Genomic DNA, 16,496 nt, shown 5'->3' on the forward strand with positions numbered 1-16,496 from the left:
CAACATGGGGGGCGGGGGATCAGCGATGGATAACACTTTGAGCGGGCGCGGAGCAGCGGGCATTCACCCCGATGGGGCTGCTGCCATCGCCCCGGTCGCCAGCGGAGAGCGGATAGACACGCTTGATTTCATTCGCGGATTGGCGGTGATGGGCATTCTGGCTGCGAATATCATCGCCTTCGGTCAGCCGTTTGAAGCTTACATGTATCCTTCCGCGTTCCTGACCGATCCGGGTGATCCGAACGGTTGGATGTGGATCGCGCAGTTCGTGGCCATTGATGGCAAGATGCGCGGATTGTTCACCCTGCTGTTCGGCGCGGGGATTTATCTGTTCATGGAAAAAGCCTGGGCACGCGGCGCAACGCGCGGGCTTCAGGCATGGCGGCTGGCGATCCTGATGGTGTTCGGGATGGTGCATTTCTTCTTCATCTGGCCGGGCGACATCCTGTTTTACTACGCATTGTTCGGCTTTGTTGCGCTCGCTTGCCTCAAGTGGAGCATCAAGACGCAGCTGTGGGTCGGGCTGGCAGGTTATATGCTGGGCGTGCTGATCTACGCCGCGATGTTCACCACGACCTGGGCGATCGCCGATACGTCGTTCGGCGAAATCAGCCCCGAACTGGCGGAAGCGCGCGCCGGGATGATCGCTGGTATTGATGAAGCGCTGGCTCACGGCGATGTGCCCAACGCCGCCATTGCCGCTGGCGATTACGGCACGCTGGTGATGCACCGCCTGACCGAGCAATGGAACGAACCGCTGAACAATGCGCTGCTGTTCGGGTTGGAGACATTGCCACTTATGCTGATCGGGGTGGCACTATATCGGCTAGGCTTTTTCAACGGAGCGATTGGCCGCGCCAAGCTGTTGCGTTGGGGCTGGATCGGCGTGATCGCGGGCGGGTTGGCGCATCTGGCGATTGGTTTGGTGGTGCAGGCCGGGGGCTTTACGTTCTATGGAACTCTCGCCGCCTATATCGGATGGAGCCCATTGCCGCGCTTGTGGATGATTTTGGGGCTGGCGGCATTGCTGGTGGCCTATGCACCGTCAGCGACAGGCTGGCTGGGTGAGCGCATTCGCGCTGCGGGCCGGGCGGCGTTTACCAATTACCTCGGCACCTCGATCCTGATGATGCTGGTGTTCCACGGCTGGGCGCTGGGGTTGTTCGGGGAATTAAATCGCCCGCAGTTGTATATCGTGGTGGTGCTGGCCTGGGCGGTGATGCTGGCATGGTCAAAGCCGTGGCTTGACCGCTTCCGTTACGGCCCGCTCGAATGGTTTTGGCGGAGTCTGACCTATCGCACCGTTTTTCCGTTGCGAAAATGAGCGAGGATATCGCATCGCGGTGGCGGTGCGGAAATCAATGACTTCAAAAACGCCTTGTTATTGAGAATAATTCGCATACATTCGCTTCTGCAAACGCTTCGCAGGAGTGATTCGGCGGCCATGTATATCTGCATCTGCAATGCAATTCGCGAAACTGACCTGCGCAAGGCCGCGCTTTGTTGCAAGGGCGACGCTGAAGCGACTTACGCGAGCCTCGGCAAGCGCCCCAATTGCGGGCAATGCCTTGAGGAAGCGCAACAAATCATCGATGCGGAACGCGCTGCTGCGTCTTGCGAGGTGCTCGCAGGATAGCACGCGCTATTTGTGATTGCGAATACCTCGCAAACTTTTGATTCATAACGAAAAGTATCGGACCGCCCCTTGCGGACACACCCTTGCAGCGTCTATTGTTAATGCAACGCCGAAGAGGCGCATTGATCTATCGCAAGGAGTAACCGCCATGAAGGGCGACCCCAAAGTCATCGACTATCTCAATCAGGCGCTCACCAACGAGCTGACGGCGATCAACCAGTATTGGCTGCATTACCGCGTGCTCGACGATTGGGGCGTGACCCGGCTCGCCGCTTATGAGCGCAAGGAATCGATCGAGGAAATGGAGCACGCCGACAAGCTCGCGGCGCGCATCCTGTTCCTTGATGCGCTGCCCAATTTTCAGGCGATCCACAAATTGAAGGTGGGCGAAAATGTCGAGGAAGTGCTCAAGGCCGACCTCGCGCTTGAGAATGAAGCGATCCCGCTGTTGCGCGAAGCAATTGCGCATAGCGAAAGCGTGCGCGACTATGTCAGCCGCGATCTGTTCGCCCACATCCTCGACAACGAGGAAGAGCATGTCGATTTCCTCGAAACCCAGTTTGACATGATCAAACGCATGGGGCTGGAAAACTACGTGCAATTGCAAAGCAAACCAGCGGGCGAAGGCTGAAAGCTGATTGCAGGGTAATCTGCAAACGCAATTTTGAGCGGCCCGTAACGATAGTTGCGGGCCGCTTATTCGTTCACAAGTCATTTTCGAACGAATTGACGTTTTTTTGACGTTTCAAGGCTGGTGCAGCGTTTGACTTGGCAAGTGTGCTTCCACATTATTGTTCCCGGGGGGAGTGGATCAACGTGGTTTGCTGATCAGTGTCGCGCCTTGTGATATGAGGCTGCGATGCTTCCCGATCATCGGGGCGCCTTCCTTTGCTAACATACAAGCAAAGAGGGGATTACCAATGAACGCGATTATCAAGACGATCAGTGGCGGCATTGCTGCGGCCACACTGGCGATGGCGGTTCCGGCGGCCGCGCAAATGGAGCTTTACGAGAATTACCAACCGGCTGACGAGGTTGTCGAACTGACCTTCGTCAAAGTCGACGCAGGCCAGTTTGAAACCTATCTGGAAGGCCTCAAGTCGACGTGGGTCGCGGCCAACGAGGTGCAGAAGAAACTGGGCTATATTTCAAGCTATGCGATCTACGAGGTTCCCTATGGGGAAAACGAATTCAATGTCGTCCTGCGGGTGACTTTCCCGAACACGGAAATGACCGGCCCCAACAAGGCGCGCTATCTGAAATTCCTCGAAGAATACGGCAAGGCCAATTTGGACCAGTCGAACAAAACGGTGTTGGAGCTGTATAACCGGATCCGCACGATCCAGGCGGTTCATGTCCTGCGCGAAGTCAAGATGATCAAGTAATGAGTCTCCGCTGACGCCGCAAAAAAGGCAGGGCCGCCAAAGCTCTGCCTCTTTTGCGTGTCAGCCTGCTAATCCTTCGGCGCCTGCGCGCCGATGGCCGCCAGCCGCGTTTCCAGCAGGAAAAACGCAAGCCCTGTCACCAGCAGCACCATCGTCAGCACCCATAGCCCGGCAATCAGCGTGCCGATCTGCGATGTGATATAGGCTGAGATGAACAACATCCCGATCACCAGGCTGATCATCACTGCCGCTGCGGTTGAGAACAGAATCGCGCCCTGCGCCAGCTTGCGCCGCCGCATCAGCCAGCCGTGCTCGCGCGCTTGCCTGGGGGTGCGCTGTTCCTCCAGCTTGTCCTCGATCCGTTCGATCCGCTGGGCGATCCAGATCATCCGGCTCATGATGACATTCATCACCGCGCCGATGCCGGATAGCAGGAATGCAGGCGCGAGGCTCAACTGCACCACTTGTTGAACGCGTGGGGTGGAGGCGGTGCGTTCGAATATCTCCAGCGCAAACGGCATGCGCACATCAGCGGCAACGGCAAACAGGTCGAACATCATCAACCGTCCTTGGCGTAGGGGTTCTTGTTGCTTTTCAACGTCACGCGCACCGGCACCGCATCAAAGCCGAGCTTCGCGCGTATGCCGTTGATGAGGTAACGTTCGTAACTGGTGGGCAGCATATCCAGCCGCGAGCCAAAGATGACAAATCGCGGCGGGCGCGTGCCAGCCTGTGTAATATAGCGCAGCTTGATCCGCTTGCCACCCGGTGCGGGCGGGGGGTTGGCCTCCAGCGCATCGTCGAACCAGCGATTGAGCGCGGCGGTGGATACCCGCTTCGACCAGCTATCGCGCAGCTCGAACGCGCCGGATAGCATCTGATCCAGCCCCTTGCCGGTCTTGGCGCTGACCGCGAACAGCGGAAGCCCGCGCACCTGCGCCAGCCCATCATCCAATGCGCCGCGAATGCCGTTGAACAGGCTGCTGGCACCTTCCGCAACGTCCCACTTGTTGATCGCGATCATCAGCGCGCGGCCTTCTTCGAGCACCAGTGAGGCGATCTTCAAATCCTGATGCTCCAGCCCCTGCGTGGCATCGAGCAACAGCACCACAACTTCCGCAAAATCAACCGCGCGGCGGGCATCAGCGACCGAGAGTTTTTCCAGCTTTTCTGTGACATTGCGTTTTTTGCGCATCCCGGCGGTGTCGATCAGGCGGATGTCACGCAGTTCGCCGGTCTTGGGATCGGTCCACTGCCAGTCGACCGCAATCGAATCGCGGGTGATCCCGGCCTCAGGCCCAGTCAGCAACCGGTCTTCACCCAGCAGGCGGTTGATCAGCGTGGATTTGCCCGCATTGGGCCGCCCGACAATGGCGAGTTTCAGCGGCCCGGCGGGGCGATCACCCTCGTCCATCGCAGCGGCGTAGGCAGCTTCGATTTCCTGCGCTTCTTCGAACAGATCGGCCTTGTTGCCGATGATCGGAAACAGCCCGCCGAACAAATCGGCAATGCCTTCACCGTGTTCAGCCGACAGCGGCACCGGATCGCCAAGGCCGAGCGCATAGGATTCGAGCACGCCGTGTTCGCCCGCCGAACCTTCGGCCTTGTTAGCCACCACCACCACCGGCACTTCCTGTTCGCGCAGGTAGCGGCCGATTTCCTCGTCCAACGGCGTGAGACCAGCGCGCGCGTCGATCACGAACAACGCCGCGTCCGCGCCATCAAGGCTGGCCTCGGTCTGCACCCGCATCCGGCCGGGAAGGGTGTGGATGTCGTCATCCTCCCATCCGGCGGTATCGACCACGGTGAACTGCAGGCCGGCAATATCCGCATCGCCCATCCGCCGATCACGCGTCACCCCCGGCTGATCATCGACCAGCGCGAGTTTCTTGCCCACCAGCCGGTTGAACAGCGTGGACTTGCCGACATTGGGGCGGCCGATAATGACGACAGTGGGTTTTTGGGGCGAGGACATGATCGCCGCCAAGTGGGCGCAAATGCGCTGGTTTGCAAGCGGTGCGGGCGCAGCCCTGCCTATGCCTTAACCCTTGCGGACGACGGGTGGGTTTTCGCCCAAATCTTCGTACCACGCTTCGACCGGGCCAGTCAGCTTGATCGTCAGCGGCTGGCCCTTGCGATCAAGGCTCTTGCCCGCCTGCACCCGCACCCAGCCTTCGGACACCGAATATTCCTCGATATCGGTGCGCACGCGGTCTTTGAACCGGATGCCGACGCCGCGTTGCAGCTTTTCGGAATCGAAGAATGGGCTTCGCGGATTCACCGACAGGTGATCGGGCGGAACGTCTGCGCCAGCGGCGGAGCGGGTGGTTTCGGGTGCGGGTTTGGGGGTTTCATCGTTCATGCGCCCGCCCTTAATCGGCAATCAGCAAGCCTTCAAGCGTGTTGCGCTTGCCCTTTTGCGCGGAGCGGGATAGAGGCGCTCGCTAATACGCGCGGGGTGCCTTAGCCGGTTTCCCCGCGCGGCTTCGTTCGGGCATGCGGGCGTGGCGAAATTGGTAGACGCGCCAGATTTAGGTTCTGGTATCGCAAGATGTGGGGGTTCGAGTCCCTTCGCCCGCACCAAATTCGCCCCGAACCGCACTCGTCACGGATGGGGCCGCACCCACGAAAATTTTTGGCAAGAAGGCTTCAGACCAGTCACCATGCAGACCAAGCAGACCGTCAACGAAGGGCTCAAGCGCGCCTATCTCATCACGATCCCCGCCGCCGATCTCACCGCGAAGATCGACGCCGAGATCAAGAAGGTGGCCCCGCAAGTGCGGATGCCCGGCTTCCGCCCGGGCAAGGTGCCCGCTAACCTCGTCAAGAAAATGCACGGCGAGGCCCTGCATGGGCAGGTGGTGAACGACACGATCCGCGAATCGGTCGATCAACTGTTGCGCGATGAAGCGCTGCGTCCCGCGATGCAGCCCGAAATCGGCCTCAATGAAGATTATGCGGAAGGCAAGGACGCGCAAATCAGCGTCAGCCTAGAAGTGCTGCCGACCATTGATGCGCCGAGCACCGATGGCCTCAAGCTGGAAAAGCTGGTGGTGCCAGTGACCGACGCTCAGATTGACGAAGCGCTGGCGGGTATCGCGGGCCAGAACAAAAGCTACAAGGACGCGGCCAAGACCAAGAAAGCGGCGGACGGCGACCAACTGATCATCGATTTCGTCGGCAAGCTGGACGGCGTCGAATTTGACGGCGGCAAGGCCGAAGACGCGGCGCTGGTGCTGGGTTCGGGCACCTTCATCCCCGGCTTTGAAGACCAGCTGGTGGGCGTGAAGGCAGGGCAAGAAAAGACTATCACCGTTACCTTCCCGGCTGAATATCAGGCCGAACATCTGGCAGGCAAGGAAGCGACTTTCGACATCACCGTCAAAGCGGTGAAGGTCGAAACCGAAACCCAGATTGACGAAGATTTCGCCAAGAACCTTGGGCTTGATAGCCTTGAGAAGCTCAAGGAAATCATGAAGGCGCAGCTGGAACAACAGACCGCTGGCCTGACCCGCACCCAGATGAAGCGCGCGCTGCTCGATCAGCTGGCTTCGGGGCACAGCTTTGAAGTCCCCGCCACGATGGTTGAGGCTGAATTCGCGCAGATCTGGGCGCAGTTGCAGCAAGAAGCCGCCAATGATGAGGATGCCGCGGCGGCGCTCAAGCAGATCGAGGACGAGAAGGACGAATACAAGGCGATTGCGGAACGCCGCGTGCGTCTGGGTCTGCTGCTGTCCGAAATCGGCCAGGCGAACGGCGTTGAAGTGACCCAGCAGGAAATGGGGATGCTGGTTCAGCAGGCGGCTGCGCAATACCGCGCCGAGGATCGTGAACGGTTCATCCAATACATCCAGTCCGAACCGATGGCCGCCGCCCAACTGCGCGCGCCCTTGTATGAAGACAAGGTGGTCGATTTCCTGTTCGACAAGGCCGAGGTTACGGAACGCGAAGTGACCGTTGAGGAGCTTCAGGCCGCGATCGAAGCGGAAGAAACCGCGCCTGCGCCTGCGCCGAAGAAAGCCCCGGCCAAGAAGAAAGCTCCGGCGAAAAAAGCTGAAGCCAAGGCAGACGTTCCCGCTGAGGAAAAGCCTGCCGCCAAGAAGGCCCCTGCGAAGAAGGCAGCCGCAAAGCCTGCGGATGCTGAACCCGAAGCCAAGAAGCCTGCGGCAAAGAAGGCTCCGGCCAAGAAGCCTGCGGCTAAAAAGTAATTAGCGCCCGCGCGGGGGGATCATTCCCCTGCTGGTTCCCACCGCTTGAACGAAGGCGCGGGCAGTTTCGCTGTCCGCGCTTTTTCGTAGGCCGCGCCCGCTTTCAGCACCGCGTGATCCTCCCACTTGGCACCAAGGATGCTGAGGCCCACCGGTAAGCCCTCAATCGCGCCCATCGGCACAGTCAGATGCGGATAGCCCGCAATCGCCGAAGGGCTGCCGAACCCGATCGAGCCATTGAAATTGTCGCCATTGACCAGATCGCTCACCCAGGCAGGGCCGCGTGTGGGGACGACGAGGAATTGCACGTCATTGTCCGCCATCAGCTTATCGAGCGTTTCCGGGCCGGCGATCCTTAGCGCATTGACGCGTGCAGTTTCGTAGGCTGCGCGGTCGGTGGTGGCTTCGGCCAGTTCGAACAATTCCTGCCCGAACCAGCGCATTTCCGTGTCGGCGTTCGCGGTGTTGAATGCGATCAGATCGGCGAGGCTGCGCGGGGTCGCGCCATCCTTGAACGCGGGGATTGAGGCGAGATATTTGCCCATTTCCTCGCGCAGTTCGAACATCATTACGGTGAAGCTGTCACCAAACATCTGACGGTTCGGTTCAAAACTGATGTCCACCAGCACCGCGCCCGCGCGTTCCAGATCGGCGAGTGCGGTGTTGAACACCGCGGCCAGATCAGCGCGGTTGCCAACAGAACCGCGCATCACCCCGATCCGTACGCCTTGCAGCGAAAACGTATCAAGGCCCGCTGTGTAATCGGCCACCCGCCTGGCCTCCAGCGTGACCAGATCGGCGGGGTCTTCGCCTGCGATGGCGTTCAGCAGCAGCGCCGTATCATGGACGGTGCGGGTCATCGGCCCGGCGGTGTCCTGCGTGCTTGAGATCGGCACAATGTGGGTGCGGCTGACGATCCCGACGCTCGGTTTGAAGCCGACGACGCCGTTGATGGATGCAGGGCAGGTGATCGATCCGTTGGTTTCGGTGCCAATCGCCCCCCACGCAAACCCCGCCGCAACCGCCGCCCCGCTGCCAGCCGACGAACCGCAGGTGTTGCGATCAATCGCGTAAGGGTTGCGGGTGAGCCCGCCAATCGCGCTCCACCCGCTGGTAGAATTGTTCGAGCGGATATTGGCCCATTCGGAAAGGTTGGCCTTGCCCAGCACCACGCCTCCCGCGCGGCGCAGGTTGGCGATCAGCGGCGCATCACGGCCGGTCATGTTGCCTTGGAGCGCCAGTGACCCTGCGGTGGTGGCGAATTCGCGCGTTTCGATATTGTCCTTGATCAACACGGTGCGTCCGGCCAGCGGCGTCCCTGCCTCGGCGGCGGCTTTGGCGAGAGCGGGTGCTTCGGGGTTGTAGGCGATCACCGTATTCAGCATCGGCCCGGCATCATCCAACGCTGCGATCCGGGCAATCTCAGCCTCGACCTGCGCGGCGGCATCCTGACCCGGATCGGCCAAGGCAGAGGTTGCGGCGGTGGCGAGCAACAGGGCGAGGCCCAAACGGGCAATGGCGTGGTTGGTCATAGGGTGAGAGTTTGCCACGTCTGCGCGCCGCGACAAGAGGTAAAACGCTCTGCTAACCTCGGCAAATTCACAGGCGGCGTGGTAAACGCACTTGAAATTGCCCCCCCGCCTCCGACATAGCCGTATCGGCACTTACGAAGGACACGCACCTCTCATGATCGATCTGTTCGGCAATTCCGGCGAAACCTATGGCTCCCAGGGCCAGTTCACGCGCGATCCCTATACCGGCGCGCTGGTGCCGGTGGTGGTCGAACAGACCAGCCGGGGCGAACGCAGCTTCGACATTTTCAGCCGCCTGCTGCGCGAACGTATCGTGTTCGTTACCGGGCAGATCGAAGACGGCATGGCCTCGCTCGTGACCGCTCAGCTGTTGTTCCTCGAAAGCGAAAACCCGTCAAAGCCGATCAGCATGTATATCAACTCGCCCGGCGGCGTGGTGACGGCTGGCCTGCAGATTTACGACACCATGCAATATATCAAGTCGCGCGTGTCGACCGTTTGCATGGGACAGGCTGCCAGCATGGGCAGCTTCCTGCTTGCTGCGGGTGAGCCGGGGATGCGGATTGCGCTGCCCAATGCGCGGATCATGATCCACCAGCCTTCGGGCGGGGCGCGCGGGATGGCGTCGGATATCGAGATTCAGGCACGCGAAATCCTGCGCATCCGCTCGCGCATGAACGATCTTTACGTGAAGTTCACCGGCCGCAGCTTAGAAGAAATCGAAAAGGCGATGGACCGTGACACCTTCCTTGAAGCCGAGGAAGCCAAGGCGTTCGGCTTGGTTGACAAGGTGTTCGAAACCCGGCCCGAAACCGAGGAAAACGGCGGCGAAGAAGGTTCGGGCGGCGCGCCGGAGTAAGGGCGCATAGTTCACCTGCACCGGGGTGGGACAAGCGCGGCAGGGGCGCATTTTTTCCGCCGCTTCGCGTCCGCCTGCGCTATGGTGACGAAACGAATTCTTGCGTCATGTGTTGATTCATCTGGTGCGAGCGATACATTTGACGAATCTGCTGCGCGCGCGACGGCGCGCCGTGCGGCGGATTTGAGGACACAGGAATGACCAAATTGAGCGGATCTGACAGCAAGAGCACCCTCTATTGCAGCTTCTGCGGGAAGTCGCAGCACGAGGTGCGCAAGCTGATCGCTGGCCCCACCGTGTTCATCTGCGATGAATGCGTAGAGCTGTGCAACGACATCATCCGCGAAGAAACCAAGGCGGGGATTGCTGGCAAGAAAGACGGCGAAATCCCCACGCCGATGGATATTTTCACCACGCTCAATGATTACGTCATCGGGCAGGATCGGGCCAAGCGCGTGCTCGCGGTCGCGGTGCACAACCACTACAAGCGGCTGAAACATTCAGGCAAAGCGGGCGATGTTGAACTCGCCAAGTCAAACATCCTGCTGGTTGGCCCCACCGGTTCGGGCAAGACGCTGCTGGCGCAGACGCTGGCGCGCACCTTCGATGTGCCCTTCACAATGGCCGATGCCACCACGCTGACCGAAGCGGGTTACGTGGGCGAAGACGTTGAGAATATCATCCTCAAGCTGCTGCAAGCATCCGATTACAACGTCGAAAAAGCGCAGCACGGGATCGTCTATATTGACGAGATCGACAAGATCACCCGCAAGGCGGAAAACCCTTCGATCACCCGCGATGTTTCGGGCGAAGGCGTGCAGCAAGCGCTGCTCAAGCTGATGGAAGGCACCACGGCTAGCGTGCCGCCGCAGGGCGGGCGCAAGCATCCGCAGCAGGAATTCCTGCAAGTCGATACCACCAACATCCTGTTCATCTGCGGCGGCGCGTTTGCCGGGCTGGACAAAATTATCGCTGACCGCCTGCAAAAGCGTTCGATCGGGTTTGGCGCGCACGTCGCGGATCCGGACAAGCGCCGCGTGGGCGAACTGCTGGAAAAGAGCGAGCCGGAAGATCTGCTCAAGTTCGGCCTGATCCCTGAATTCGTCGGCCGCCTGCCGGTGATCGCCACGCTGCACGATCTTGATGTCGATGCGCTGGTGACGATCCTGAACGAGCCGAAGAATGCGCTGGTCAAGCAGTACCGCAAGCTGTTCGAGCTGGAAGACGTGGAGTTGACCTTTACCGACGATGCGCTGCGGGCGATTGCCGAACGCGCGATCCTGCGCAAAACCGGCGCGCGCGGCCTGCGTTCGATTGTCGAAGGCCTGCTGCTCGATACGATGTTCGACCTGCCGGACATGGACGGCGTCACCGAAATCGTGATCGACAAGGACGTGGTCGAAGGCAAGAAAGACCCGATCCGGGTGATCGGCGGGGAAGAGAAGAAGGAAGAAGCGGCGTAGCCAGTGCGCGCCGCGCTTCTTTCGCTGCTTGCCGCGCTCGCTGCGACCATCGTTCCAATAGCGGCCTCATCCGAGCAGGCAGAGGCCGAACCGGAAAAGCCGCGGCTCAATTGTCAGGCTGGCCCAGTGGAGCGCTATTTCGACGGCGTGCAATGGAATGTTTTCGCCTGTGACGATGGGGCCAGCATTGTCGTGGTCACTGGCCCGAAGTCGCCGAGCGACCTCAGTTTCTATTTCATCATTTATCCCAAGGACGGAACCTACAAGCTCCATGGCGAGGGTAATGGTGACAAGGACTTGACCCGCCCTGCCTATGAGGCGCTGTCTGCAATGTCCGATGATGATTTTCGCGCGCTTCATGCCGAGGCGACTGCGGTGGTGCGGACGGATTCGCCATATTCCTGATGCTCTAAACAAACCCCCGTCCAGCCTTAGAGGAAAGGCCGAACGGGGTCGGTTGCAGCGCCGTCCCGGTGGGAGGGGATGGGGGATTTGGGGCAGCGCTATTTCGTCCGATTATGCGGGCAGGAACACGCCATCGGTAACGTGGATCACACCGTTTGATGTCATGACGTCGGCGGTCGTGACGGTGGTCTTGCCGCCTGCGGCATCGGTAATCACGACCTTGCCGTCCACCAATTGCGCCGTCAGCGTGCCGCCTGCGACAGTGGTGATGGTGGCGGAGCCGCCGTTCGCGTTGATGAGGCCGATCAGATCACCCGCAGTCACCTTGCCCGCCACCGCGTGGTAGGTGAGGATGCCGGTCAGCGTGCCCTTGTTTTCAGGCTTCACCAGCGTTTCAACCGTGCCTGCAGGCAGCTTGGCAAAGGCGGCGTCGGTCGGCGCGAACACGGTGAACGGGCCGGGGCTGGAGAGGGTTTCAACCAGACCCGCAGCCTGCACTGCGGCGACCAGCGTATTGTGCGCGCCGGTGCTGATTGCGGTTTCGACGATATTGGCTTCAGCCTTCGTTGCGGCCTTGTGATGATCGGCCAGCGCAGGCGCGGCGACAAGGCCGGTGGTCGCGGCCAGCGCGGCGGCGATGATGGCTGCAAATTTGGTCTTGGGGGTCACAGTAAGGATCTCCTTTAAGGGGAATGTCACGTCTGCAAGCCCTTTCGCTTGCCCCCAAGCTACGCAGGTCAGCGGCGCGCAGATGCGCATAAATTGCAAATGGAGATGAATTGCCGCCTGCCAGCGACGAAACGAAACGGCGTCAGACGCGGGTGAAATCGCCCTCTGCGACCACCGGGCCTGCGTCCACTCCGGCAGGCTTTCCGCCCAGCGGCTCACGCGTCAGCAGCAGGCGCGCGCCATCGTTCAGGCCCGACGCAATATCAGCCGGAAGGGTCATGCTGCGCACTTGCCCCGGCGCCACCACACCGAGCGATTTGAGATCGCCGCCGCCCGCAGGCACCAGCCACAATTCGTGATCATGCACGCCGTCAGCAGTAAGCCCGATGGCCGCAACCAGCATCCGCTCGCTTTCGGGGATGTAAGTGACATCGAGCCGCAACCCGGTATCGCCAATCGGCACGGTGGCCACCATTGGCGCAGCCGCAGCGATCTGCGCGGGCGTATCACCGGGAACCTGCACCGGGGCATTACCGGGCGCGAAAACAAGCAGCGTCAGCGCAATCGCCGCAGCGGCGGAGGTCAAACCCGCCACCCATTGCCAGCGCCGCACGCGGGCTTCGAGTGTGATGACATTGCTCTGCGCAGGTGCCTGCTGCGACGAGAGCGCAGCCATCCGCGCGGCGATACCCTCCCACACATGCGCGCCGGGTTCTGCCCCGGGGATCGCATCGGTCAACGGCGCGAACCAATCGTCCCACCACTCCTTTCGCCACGCAAAGTCGGGATCGGTTGCATATTTCCCACGCGCGGCAAGCAGCTCCTCGCCTTCAAGCAGGCCCAGTGCCCACTCGGCAGCGATCATCGGATCGTCGCGCAAAGGCTGGTGGGGCACGCCGCTGTCTGGAGTGTTGTCAGAGCCGCTCATGCCGCCTCACTCGCTTCGAGACAGGCGCGCAGGCGTTGCAGCCCGCGCCGGATCCAGCTTTTCATCGTGCCCAATGGCACATCGGCGGCTTCGGCCAATTGCGCATAGGTGTGGCCTTCAAAAAACGCCGCGCGGATGTGGCCCTGCGTGCGGTCATCCAGCGCGCCAAGGCACTTGTGGATCTGCGCCGCCTGTTCGGCATCCACCAGCAGCATATCGGCTAGCGGAGCCTCATCGGGCAACGGTGCGGCCTCTTCCACCGGCACCGCCCCGCCGCGCACCTTGCCAGTGCGCAGCCGGTCAATCGCCCGATTGCGGGCAAACGCCGCCAGCCACGCAATCGGGCTGGCGCGTTCGGGGTCATAGCGGTCAGCCCGCTGCCACAGATTGATATAGACGTCCTGCAAGGCGTCCTCGGCCTCCTTCTGGTCGCCCAAGATACGCAAGGTTATGCCGAACAGCTTCACCCGCGTGGCGCGGTAGATTTCCTCCAGCGCGGCCTGATCGCCGTTGGCAAGCCGCGCCATGGCGTCGCGCAGTGCCTGGCGCGCTTCGGCGCTGGCGGGGCGGGGATGTGCGGCCATCAGCACCCCTGCCCGCATGGATTTTCGCCGCTTTCGACCTGCAAGGTGGAATGACCGACCCCGAACCGCGTTTCAAGCGAGGCAGCGATATCGTGCAGGAAACTGTCCGATGCAGGCTTGCCCGGCATCACCAGATGCGCGGTCAGTGCGGTTTCGGTGGTCGACATCGGCCAGACGTGCAGATCATGCACCGCCGTCACCCCGTCAAAGCTGGCAAGGTGCTGCTTCACCTCGGCCAGATCGATCCGCGCAGGTGCGGCGAGCAGCCCCATCGTCAGGCTGTCACGCGCCAGCCCCCAGGTGCCCCACGCGATCACCGCAACGATGACGATACTGACCAGCGGATCGATCCACCACAGGCCGGTAAAGATGATGGCAAGCCCCGCCGCCACCACGCCCAGCGACACCAACGCATCGGCGGCCATGTGGAGATAGGCGCCCTTGATGTTGAGATCGTCCTGACCGCGCAGAAACAGCATGGCGGTAAACGTGTTGATGGCAACTCCGATCCCGGCGATGATCACCATCACCATGCCGTCGGGCTGCTGCGGGGTCATTAAGCGGTGGAACGTCTCGAACAGGATCGCCCCGATCGCAACCGCCAGCAGCAGCGCATTGGCAAGCGCGGCGAGGATGGTGGAGCTTTTGTAGCCATAGGTGAACCGGCCCGAAGGCGGCTGGCGCGCAGCGATGCTGGCAACCCATGCGAGTGCCAATGCCAGCACGTCCGACAGGTTGTGGCCGGCATCGGCCACCAGCGCCATTGAGCCATAGAGGAACCCCGCCGCCGCCTCGATCACCACAAAAGCGAGGTTCAGCGTGATCCCGATCGCAAAAGCGCGGCCAAAACTGGCCGGGCCATGGTGGTGCCCATGCGCGTCGTGCAGCCCGTGACAATCGGACGCCCCCTCGGACGCTGCGCCGTCGTGGGCATGGCTGTGATGGGGATGAGCGTGCATTGGCGGTCAGTTATAGACGCAAGCATCAAGCCCGTCACGCCTGACGATGCCGATCCGGCGTTCAATATTGTTACCGTGGCGCGCGAGCCATCCGCCGGGGTTCTTGACGCTGCGTTTCTTGGGGCTGGGCAGGGCGGCAGCCATGCGGCTGGCCTCGTCGGTGGAAAGCCGCGCGGCGGAATGACCGAAGTAACGCTGCGCCCCGGCCTCTGCGCCATAGGTGCCGATCCCGGTTTCCGCGACGTTGAGATAGACCTCCATGATCCGCCGCTTGCCCCACACCGCTTCGATCCAGAAGGTGAACCACGCCTCCAGCCCCTTGCGGAAGAACCCGCCGCCTTGCCACAGGAACACGTTTTTCGCGGTCTGCTGGCTGATGGTCGATCCGCCGCGCTGGCGTTCCCCCGCCAGACGTTCCTCGATCGCCTGTTCGATCGCTTCGGCGTCAAAGCCGAAATGTTCGCAGAACCGCGAATCCTCCGCCGCGATCACGGCTGACACCAGATTGCGATCAATATTGTCGAGGCTTTCCCAATCCTTGGTGATGCCGTTTCCGTCCATCACCATGGTCGCGGTGACGGGGACGGGCAGCCATTTGAACGCCACCACCAGCAACAAGGTGACGCCAACGAACCACAAAATGGCTTTGGCAAAAATACGCGCGAGGGTGAGGGCCATGCGATCCGCCTTAGCGAAGACAATCGCGGCGGGGAAGCATCGCTGCTTGCAGGCCGCACGATGTTCCGCAAATGTTTCACGTGAAACATTCCCGCATCATACGAAAAGGGCGCCGCGATCACTCGCAGCGCCCTTTCTATTGCACTCTAAGCGGGGTCTAGGCGAACCTAAGGTGGGTCAAGCAACCCCCGGCATCAGCCGTTCACCCGCGATCCGCTGCATTGCCTTTTGCAGTTTTTCAAACGCGCGTACTTCGATCTGGCGGATGCGTTCGCGGCTGACGTCGTAGGCCTGGCTCAATTCTTCGAGCGTCTGCGGCTTGTCAGTCAACCGCCGTTCGGTGAGGATGTGGCGTTCGCGATCATTCAGGCTGTCCATCGCTTCGGCCAGCATCGCGGTGCGCATTTGCGATTCCTCAGCCTCGGCCACGGTTTCGTCCTGCAGGGGGCGATCATCGGTCAGCCAGTCCTGCCATTCGCCTGCGCCTTCTTCGTCCCCGCGCAAGCTGACGTTGAGCGAGGCATCGCCGCCCATCATCATCCGGCGGTTCATGTTGACGACTTCCTGTTCGGGCACGCCCAGATCGGTGGCGATCTTGGTCACGTCGGCAGGCGAAAGGTCGCTGTCTTCGTAGGCTTCGAGCTGCTTTTTCATGCGGCGCAGGTTGAAAAACAGCTTCTTCTGCGCTGCAGTGGTGCCCATTTTGACAAGGCTCCACGACCGCAGGATAAATTCCTGCATCGAGGCTTTGATCCACCACATCGCGTAGGTCGCGAGGCGGAAGCCGCGATCGGGTTCAAATTTCTTGACGCCCTGCATCAACCCGACATTGCCTTCGGAAATAAGGTCAGCGACGGGCAGGCCATAGCCGCGGTATCCCATCGCGATCTTCGCGACGAGCCGCAGGTGGCTGGAAACAAGCTGGGCCGCCGCCTCGGGATCTTCGTGTTCCTGATACCGCTTGGCGAGCATATATTCCTGCTCGGCGGTCAAGACCGGGAACTTGCGGATTTCCGACAGATAACGATTGAGGCTCTGCTCACCGTTAAGCGCCGGGAGCGGAGTGGGCTTCTTTCGGGCACTTTGGGACTTGGTCACTATTGGCCTAACCTTTCTTGTGTCGACCGCTTGCGCCGAACCCCTGATGGGCATCCGGCGAACTGGGCCACGGGGTTACATATAGACTGATT

At 61.1% G+C, this 16,496-nt stretch carries 18 protein-coding genes and 1 tRNA gene; 9 read left to right on the forward strand and 10 right to left on the reverse strand.

The genetic code is table 11. From position 1 onward, the window contains the following. Nucleotides 1-25 precede the first annotated feature (25 nt). The 4 genes from ACSSV3_RS11615 to ACSSV3_RS11630 all read left to right on the forward strand — a co-directional run bounded on the left by ACSSV3_RS11615 (nt 26) and on the right by ACSSV3_RS11630 (nt 3,021). Nucleotides 26-1,324 (forward strand): DUF418 domain-containing protein, encoded by a 1,299-nt coding sequence (locus tag ACSSV3_RS11615; RefSeq protein ID WP_354325588.1) that lies wholly within the window; start codon nt 26-28, stop codon nt 1,322-1,324. A 120-nt stretch (nt 1,325-1,444) separates the two neighbouring features. Next, complete coding sequence (locus ACSSV3_RS11620) at nt 1,445-1,636, forward strand: (2Fe-2S)-binding protein (protein ID WP_354325589.1); 192 nt, start codon at nt 1,445-1,447, stop codon at nt 1,634-1,636. Between the two features lie 148 nt (nt 1,637-1,784). Continuing rightward, entirely contained in the window at nt 1,785-2,267 is a 483-nt protein-coding gene (gene bfr, locus ACSSV3_RS11625; protein ID WP_354325591.1) for a bacterioferritin, read from the forward strand. Nucleotides 2,268-2,556: 289 nt separating this feature from the next. Further along, nucleotides 2,557-3,021, forward strand: coding sequence for a hypothetical protein (locus tag ACSSV3_RS11630; protein WP_354325592.1), 465 nt, complete (start codon nt 2,557-2,559; stop codon nt 3,019-3,021). Nucleotides 3,022-3,089: 68 nt separating this feature from the next. On the opposite strand, the gene ACSSV3_RS11635 is transcribed toward ACSSV3_RS11630, so the two are convergent. The 3 genes from ACSSV3_RS11635 to ACSSV3_RS11645 all read right to left on the reverse strand — a co-directional run bounded on the left by ACSSV3_RS11635 (nt 3,090) and on the right by ACSSV3_RS11645 (nt 5,383). After that, nucleotides 3,090-3,581 (reverse strand): DUF2721 domain-containing protein, encoded by a 492-nt coding sequence (locus tag ACSSV3_RS11635; RefSeq protein ID WP_354325594.1) that lies wholly within the window; start codon nt 3,579-3,581, stop codon nt 3,090-3,092. After that, nucleotides 3,581-4,996 (reverse strand): ribosome biogenesis GTPase Der, encoded by a 1,416-nt coding sequence (gene der / locus ACSSV3_RS11640; RefSeq protein WP_354325595.1) that lies wholly within the window; start codon nt 4,994-4,996, stop codon nt 3,581-3,583. The genes ACSSV3_RS11635 and der overlap by 1 nt, the downstream gene beginning before the upstream one ends. A gap of 66 nt (nt 4,997-5,062) precedes the next feature. Beyond that, a complete protein-coding gene (locus tag ACSSV3_RS11645; protein ID WP_354325597.1) occupies nt 5,063-5,383 on the reverse strand; it encodes a DUF3297 family protein in 321 nt (106 codons plus the stop codon). Nucleotides 5,384-5,519: 136 nt separating this feature from the next. Between ACSSV3_RS11645 and ACSSV3_RS11650 the strand changes: the two genes are divergently transcribed. Beyond that, nucleotides 5,520-5,604, forward strand: a tRNA-Leu gene (locus ACSSV3_RS11650). 80 nt (nt 5,605-5,684) lie between these two features. After that, nucleotides 5,685-7,229: a trigger factor gene (gene tig, locus ACSSV3_RS11655; protein ID WP_354325599.1), complete on the forward strand. Its 1,545-nt coding sequence runs from the start codon at nt 5,685-5,687 to the stop codon at nt 7,227-7,229. A gap of 20 nt (nt 7,230-7,249) precedes the next feature. Here the strand turns inward: tig and ACSSV3_RS11660 are convergent, their stop codons facing one another. After that, nucleotides 7,250-8,761 carry an amidase gene (locus ACSSV3_RS11660; protein WP_354325600.1) on the reverse strand — a complete coding sequence of 504 codons (1,512 nt, stop codon included), beginning with the start codon at nt 8,759-8,761 and terminating at the stop codon, nt 7,250-7,252. A 154-nt stretch (nt 8,762-8,915) separates the two neighbouring features. Between ACSSV3_RS11660 and ACSSV3_RS11665 the strand changes: the two genes are divergently transcribed. From ACSSV3_RS11665 to ACSSV3_RS11675, 3 genes are all read left to right on the forward strand, one after another. Next, the gene (locus ACSSV3_RS11665; protein ID WP_354325602.1) at nt 8,916-9,620 is read left to right on the forward strand and encodes an ATP-dependent Clp protease proteolytic subunit; all 705 of its coding nucleotides are present in this window, start codon (nt 8,916-8,918) and stop codon (nt 9,618-9,620) included. Nucleotides 9,621-9,817: 197 nt separating this feature from the next. Beyond that, complete coding sequence (gene clpX / locus ACSSV3_RS11670; RefSeq protein ID WP_354325604.1) at nt 9,818-11,083, forward strand: ATP-dependent Clp protease ATP-binding subunit ClpX; 1,266 nt, start codon at nt 9,818-9,820, stop codon at nt 11,081-11,083. A gap of 3 nt (nt 11,084-11,086) precedes the next feature. Continuing rightward, a complete protein-coding gene (locus ACSSV3_RS11675) occupies nt 11,087-11,488 on the forward strand; it encodes a hypothetical protein (protein ID WP_354325605.1) in 402 nt (133 codons plus the stop codon). Between the two features lie 111 nt (nt 11,489-11,599). Here the strand turns inward: ACSSV3_RS11675 and ACSSV3_RS11680 are convergent, their stop codons facing one another. From ACSSV3_RS11680 to rpoH, 6 genes are all read right to left on the reverse strand, one after another. After that, nucleotides 11,600-12,157, reverse strand: coding sequence for a fasciclin domain-containing protein (locus ACSSV3_RS11680; protein ID WP_354325606.1), 558 nt, complete (start codon nt 12,155-12,157; stop codon nt 11,600-11,602). Nucleotides 12,158-12,299: 142 nt separating this feature from the next. Then, nucleotides 12,300-13,085: an anti-sigma factor gene (locus ACSSV3_RS11685; protein WP_354325608.1), complete on the reverse strand. Its 786-nt coding sequence runs from the start codon at nt 13,083-13,085 to the stop codon at nt 12,300-12,302. Further along, on the reverse strand, nt 13,082-13,669 hold the full coding sequence (locus ACSSV3_RS11690) for a sigma-70 family RNA polymerase sigma factor (RefSeq protein WP_354325610.1): 588 nt from the start codon (nt 13,667-13,669) through the stop codon (nt 13,082-13,084). Before ACSSV3_RS11690 ends, ACSSV3_RS11685 begins: the two co-directional genes overlap by 4 nt. Beyond that, nucleotides 13,669-14,628, reverse strand: coding sequence for a cation diffusion facilitator family transporter (locus ACSSV3_RS11695; RefSeq protein ID WP_354325611.1), 960 nt, complete (start codon nt 14,626-14,628; stop codon nt 13,669-13,671). The genes ACSSV3_RS11690 and ACSSV3_RS11695 overlap by 1 nt, the downstream gene beginning before the upstream one ends. A 6-nt stretch (nt 14,629-14,634) precedes the next feature. Further along, complete coding sequence (gene mtgA, locus ACSSV3_RS11700; protein WP_354325613.1) at nt 14,635-15,306, reverse strand: monofunctional biosynthetic peptidoglycan transglycosylase; 672 nt, start codon at nt 15,304-15,306, stop codon at nt 14,635-14,637. 177 nt (nt 15,307-15,483) lie between these two features. Then, nucleotides 15,484-16,404, reverse strand: coding sequence for an RNA polymerase sigma factor RpoH (gene rpoH, locus ACSSV3_RS11705; protein WP_354325615.1), 921 nt, complete (start codon nt 16,402-16,404; stop codon nt 15,484-15,486). Nucleotides 16,405-16,496 lie beyond the last annotated feature (92 nt).

The organism is Porphyrobacter sp. MBR-49 (genome assembly GCF_053628655.1).

What these genes read in the sequence shown, in the direction of transcription:
- ACSSV3_RS11620 (WP_354325589.1), top strand. Translation starts at nt 1,445, where the DNA reads ATGTATATCTGCATCTGCAATGCAATTCGCGAAACTGACCTGCGCAAG.
- ACSSV3_RS11685 (WP_354325608.1), bottom strand. Translation starts at nt 13,085, where the DNA reads ATGAGCGGCTCTGACAACACTCCAGACAGCGGCGTGCCCCACCAGCCT.
- bfr (WP_354325591.1), top strand. Translation starts at nt 1,785, where the DNA reads ATGAAGGGCGACCCCAAAGTCATCGACTATCTCAATCAGGCGCTCACC.
- ACSSV3_RS11645 (WP_354325597.1), bottom strand. Translation starts at nt 5,383, where the DNA reads ATGAACGATGAAACCCCCAAACCCGCACCCGAAACCACCCGCTCCGCC.
- ACSSV3_RS11630 (WP_354325592.1), top strand. Translation starts at nt 2,557, where the DNA reads ATGAACGCGATTATCAAGACGATCAGTGGCGGCATTGCTGCGGCCACA.
- mtgA (WP_354325613.1), bottom strand. Translation starts at nt 15,306, where the DNA reads ATGGCCCTCACCCTCGCGCGTATTTTTGCCAAAGCCATTTTGTGGTTC.
- ACSSV3_RS11690 (WP_354325610.1), bottom strand. Translation starts at nt 13,669, where the DNA reads ATGGCCGCACATCCCCGCCCCGCCAGCGCCGAAGCGCGCCAGGCACTG.
- ACSSV3_RS11660 (WP_354325600.1), bottom strand. Translation starts at nt 8,761, where the DNA reads ATGACCAACCACGCCATTGCCCGTTTGGGCCTCGCCCTGTTGCTCGCC.
- ACSSV3_RS11615 (WP_354325588.1), top strand. Translation starts at nt 26, where the DNA reads ATGGATAACACTTTGAGCGGGCGCGGAGCAGCGGGCATTCACCCCGAT.
- ACSSV3_RS11665 (WP_354325602.1), top strand. Translation starts at nt 8,916, where the DNA reads ATGATCGATCTGTTCGGCAATTCCGGCGAAACCTATGGCTCCCAGGGC.
- der (WP_354325595.1), bottom strand. Translation starts at nt 4,996, where the DNA reads ATGTCCTCGCCCCAAAAACCCACTGTCGTCATTATCGGCCGCCCCAAT.
- clpX (WP_354325604.1), top strand. Translation starts at nt 9,818, where the DNA reads ATGACCAAATTGAGCGGATCTGACAGCAAGAGCACCCTCTATTGCAGC.
- tig (WP_354325599.1), top strand. Translation starts at nt 5,685, where the DNA reads ATGCAGACCAAGCAGACCGTCAACGAAGGGCTCAAGCGCGCCTATCTC.
- ACSSV3_RS11695 (WP_354325611.1), bottom strand. Translation starts at nt 14,628, where the DNA reads ATGCACGCTCATCCCCATCACAGCCATGCCCACGACGGCGCAGCGTCC.
- ACSSV3_RS11635 (WP_354325594.1), bottom strand. Translation starts at nt 3,581, where the DNA reads ATGATGTTCGACCTGTTTGCCGTTGCCGCTGATGTGCGCATGCCGTTT.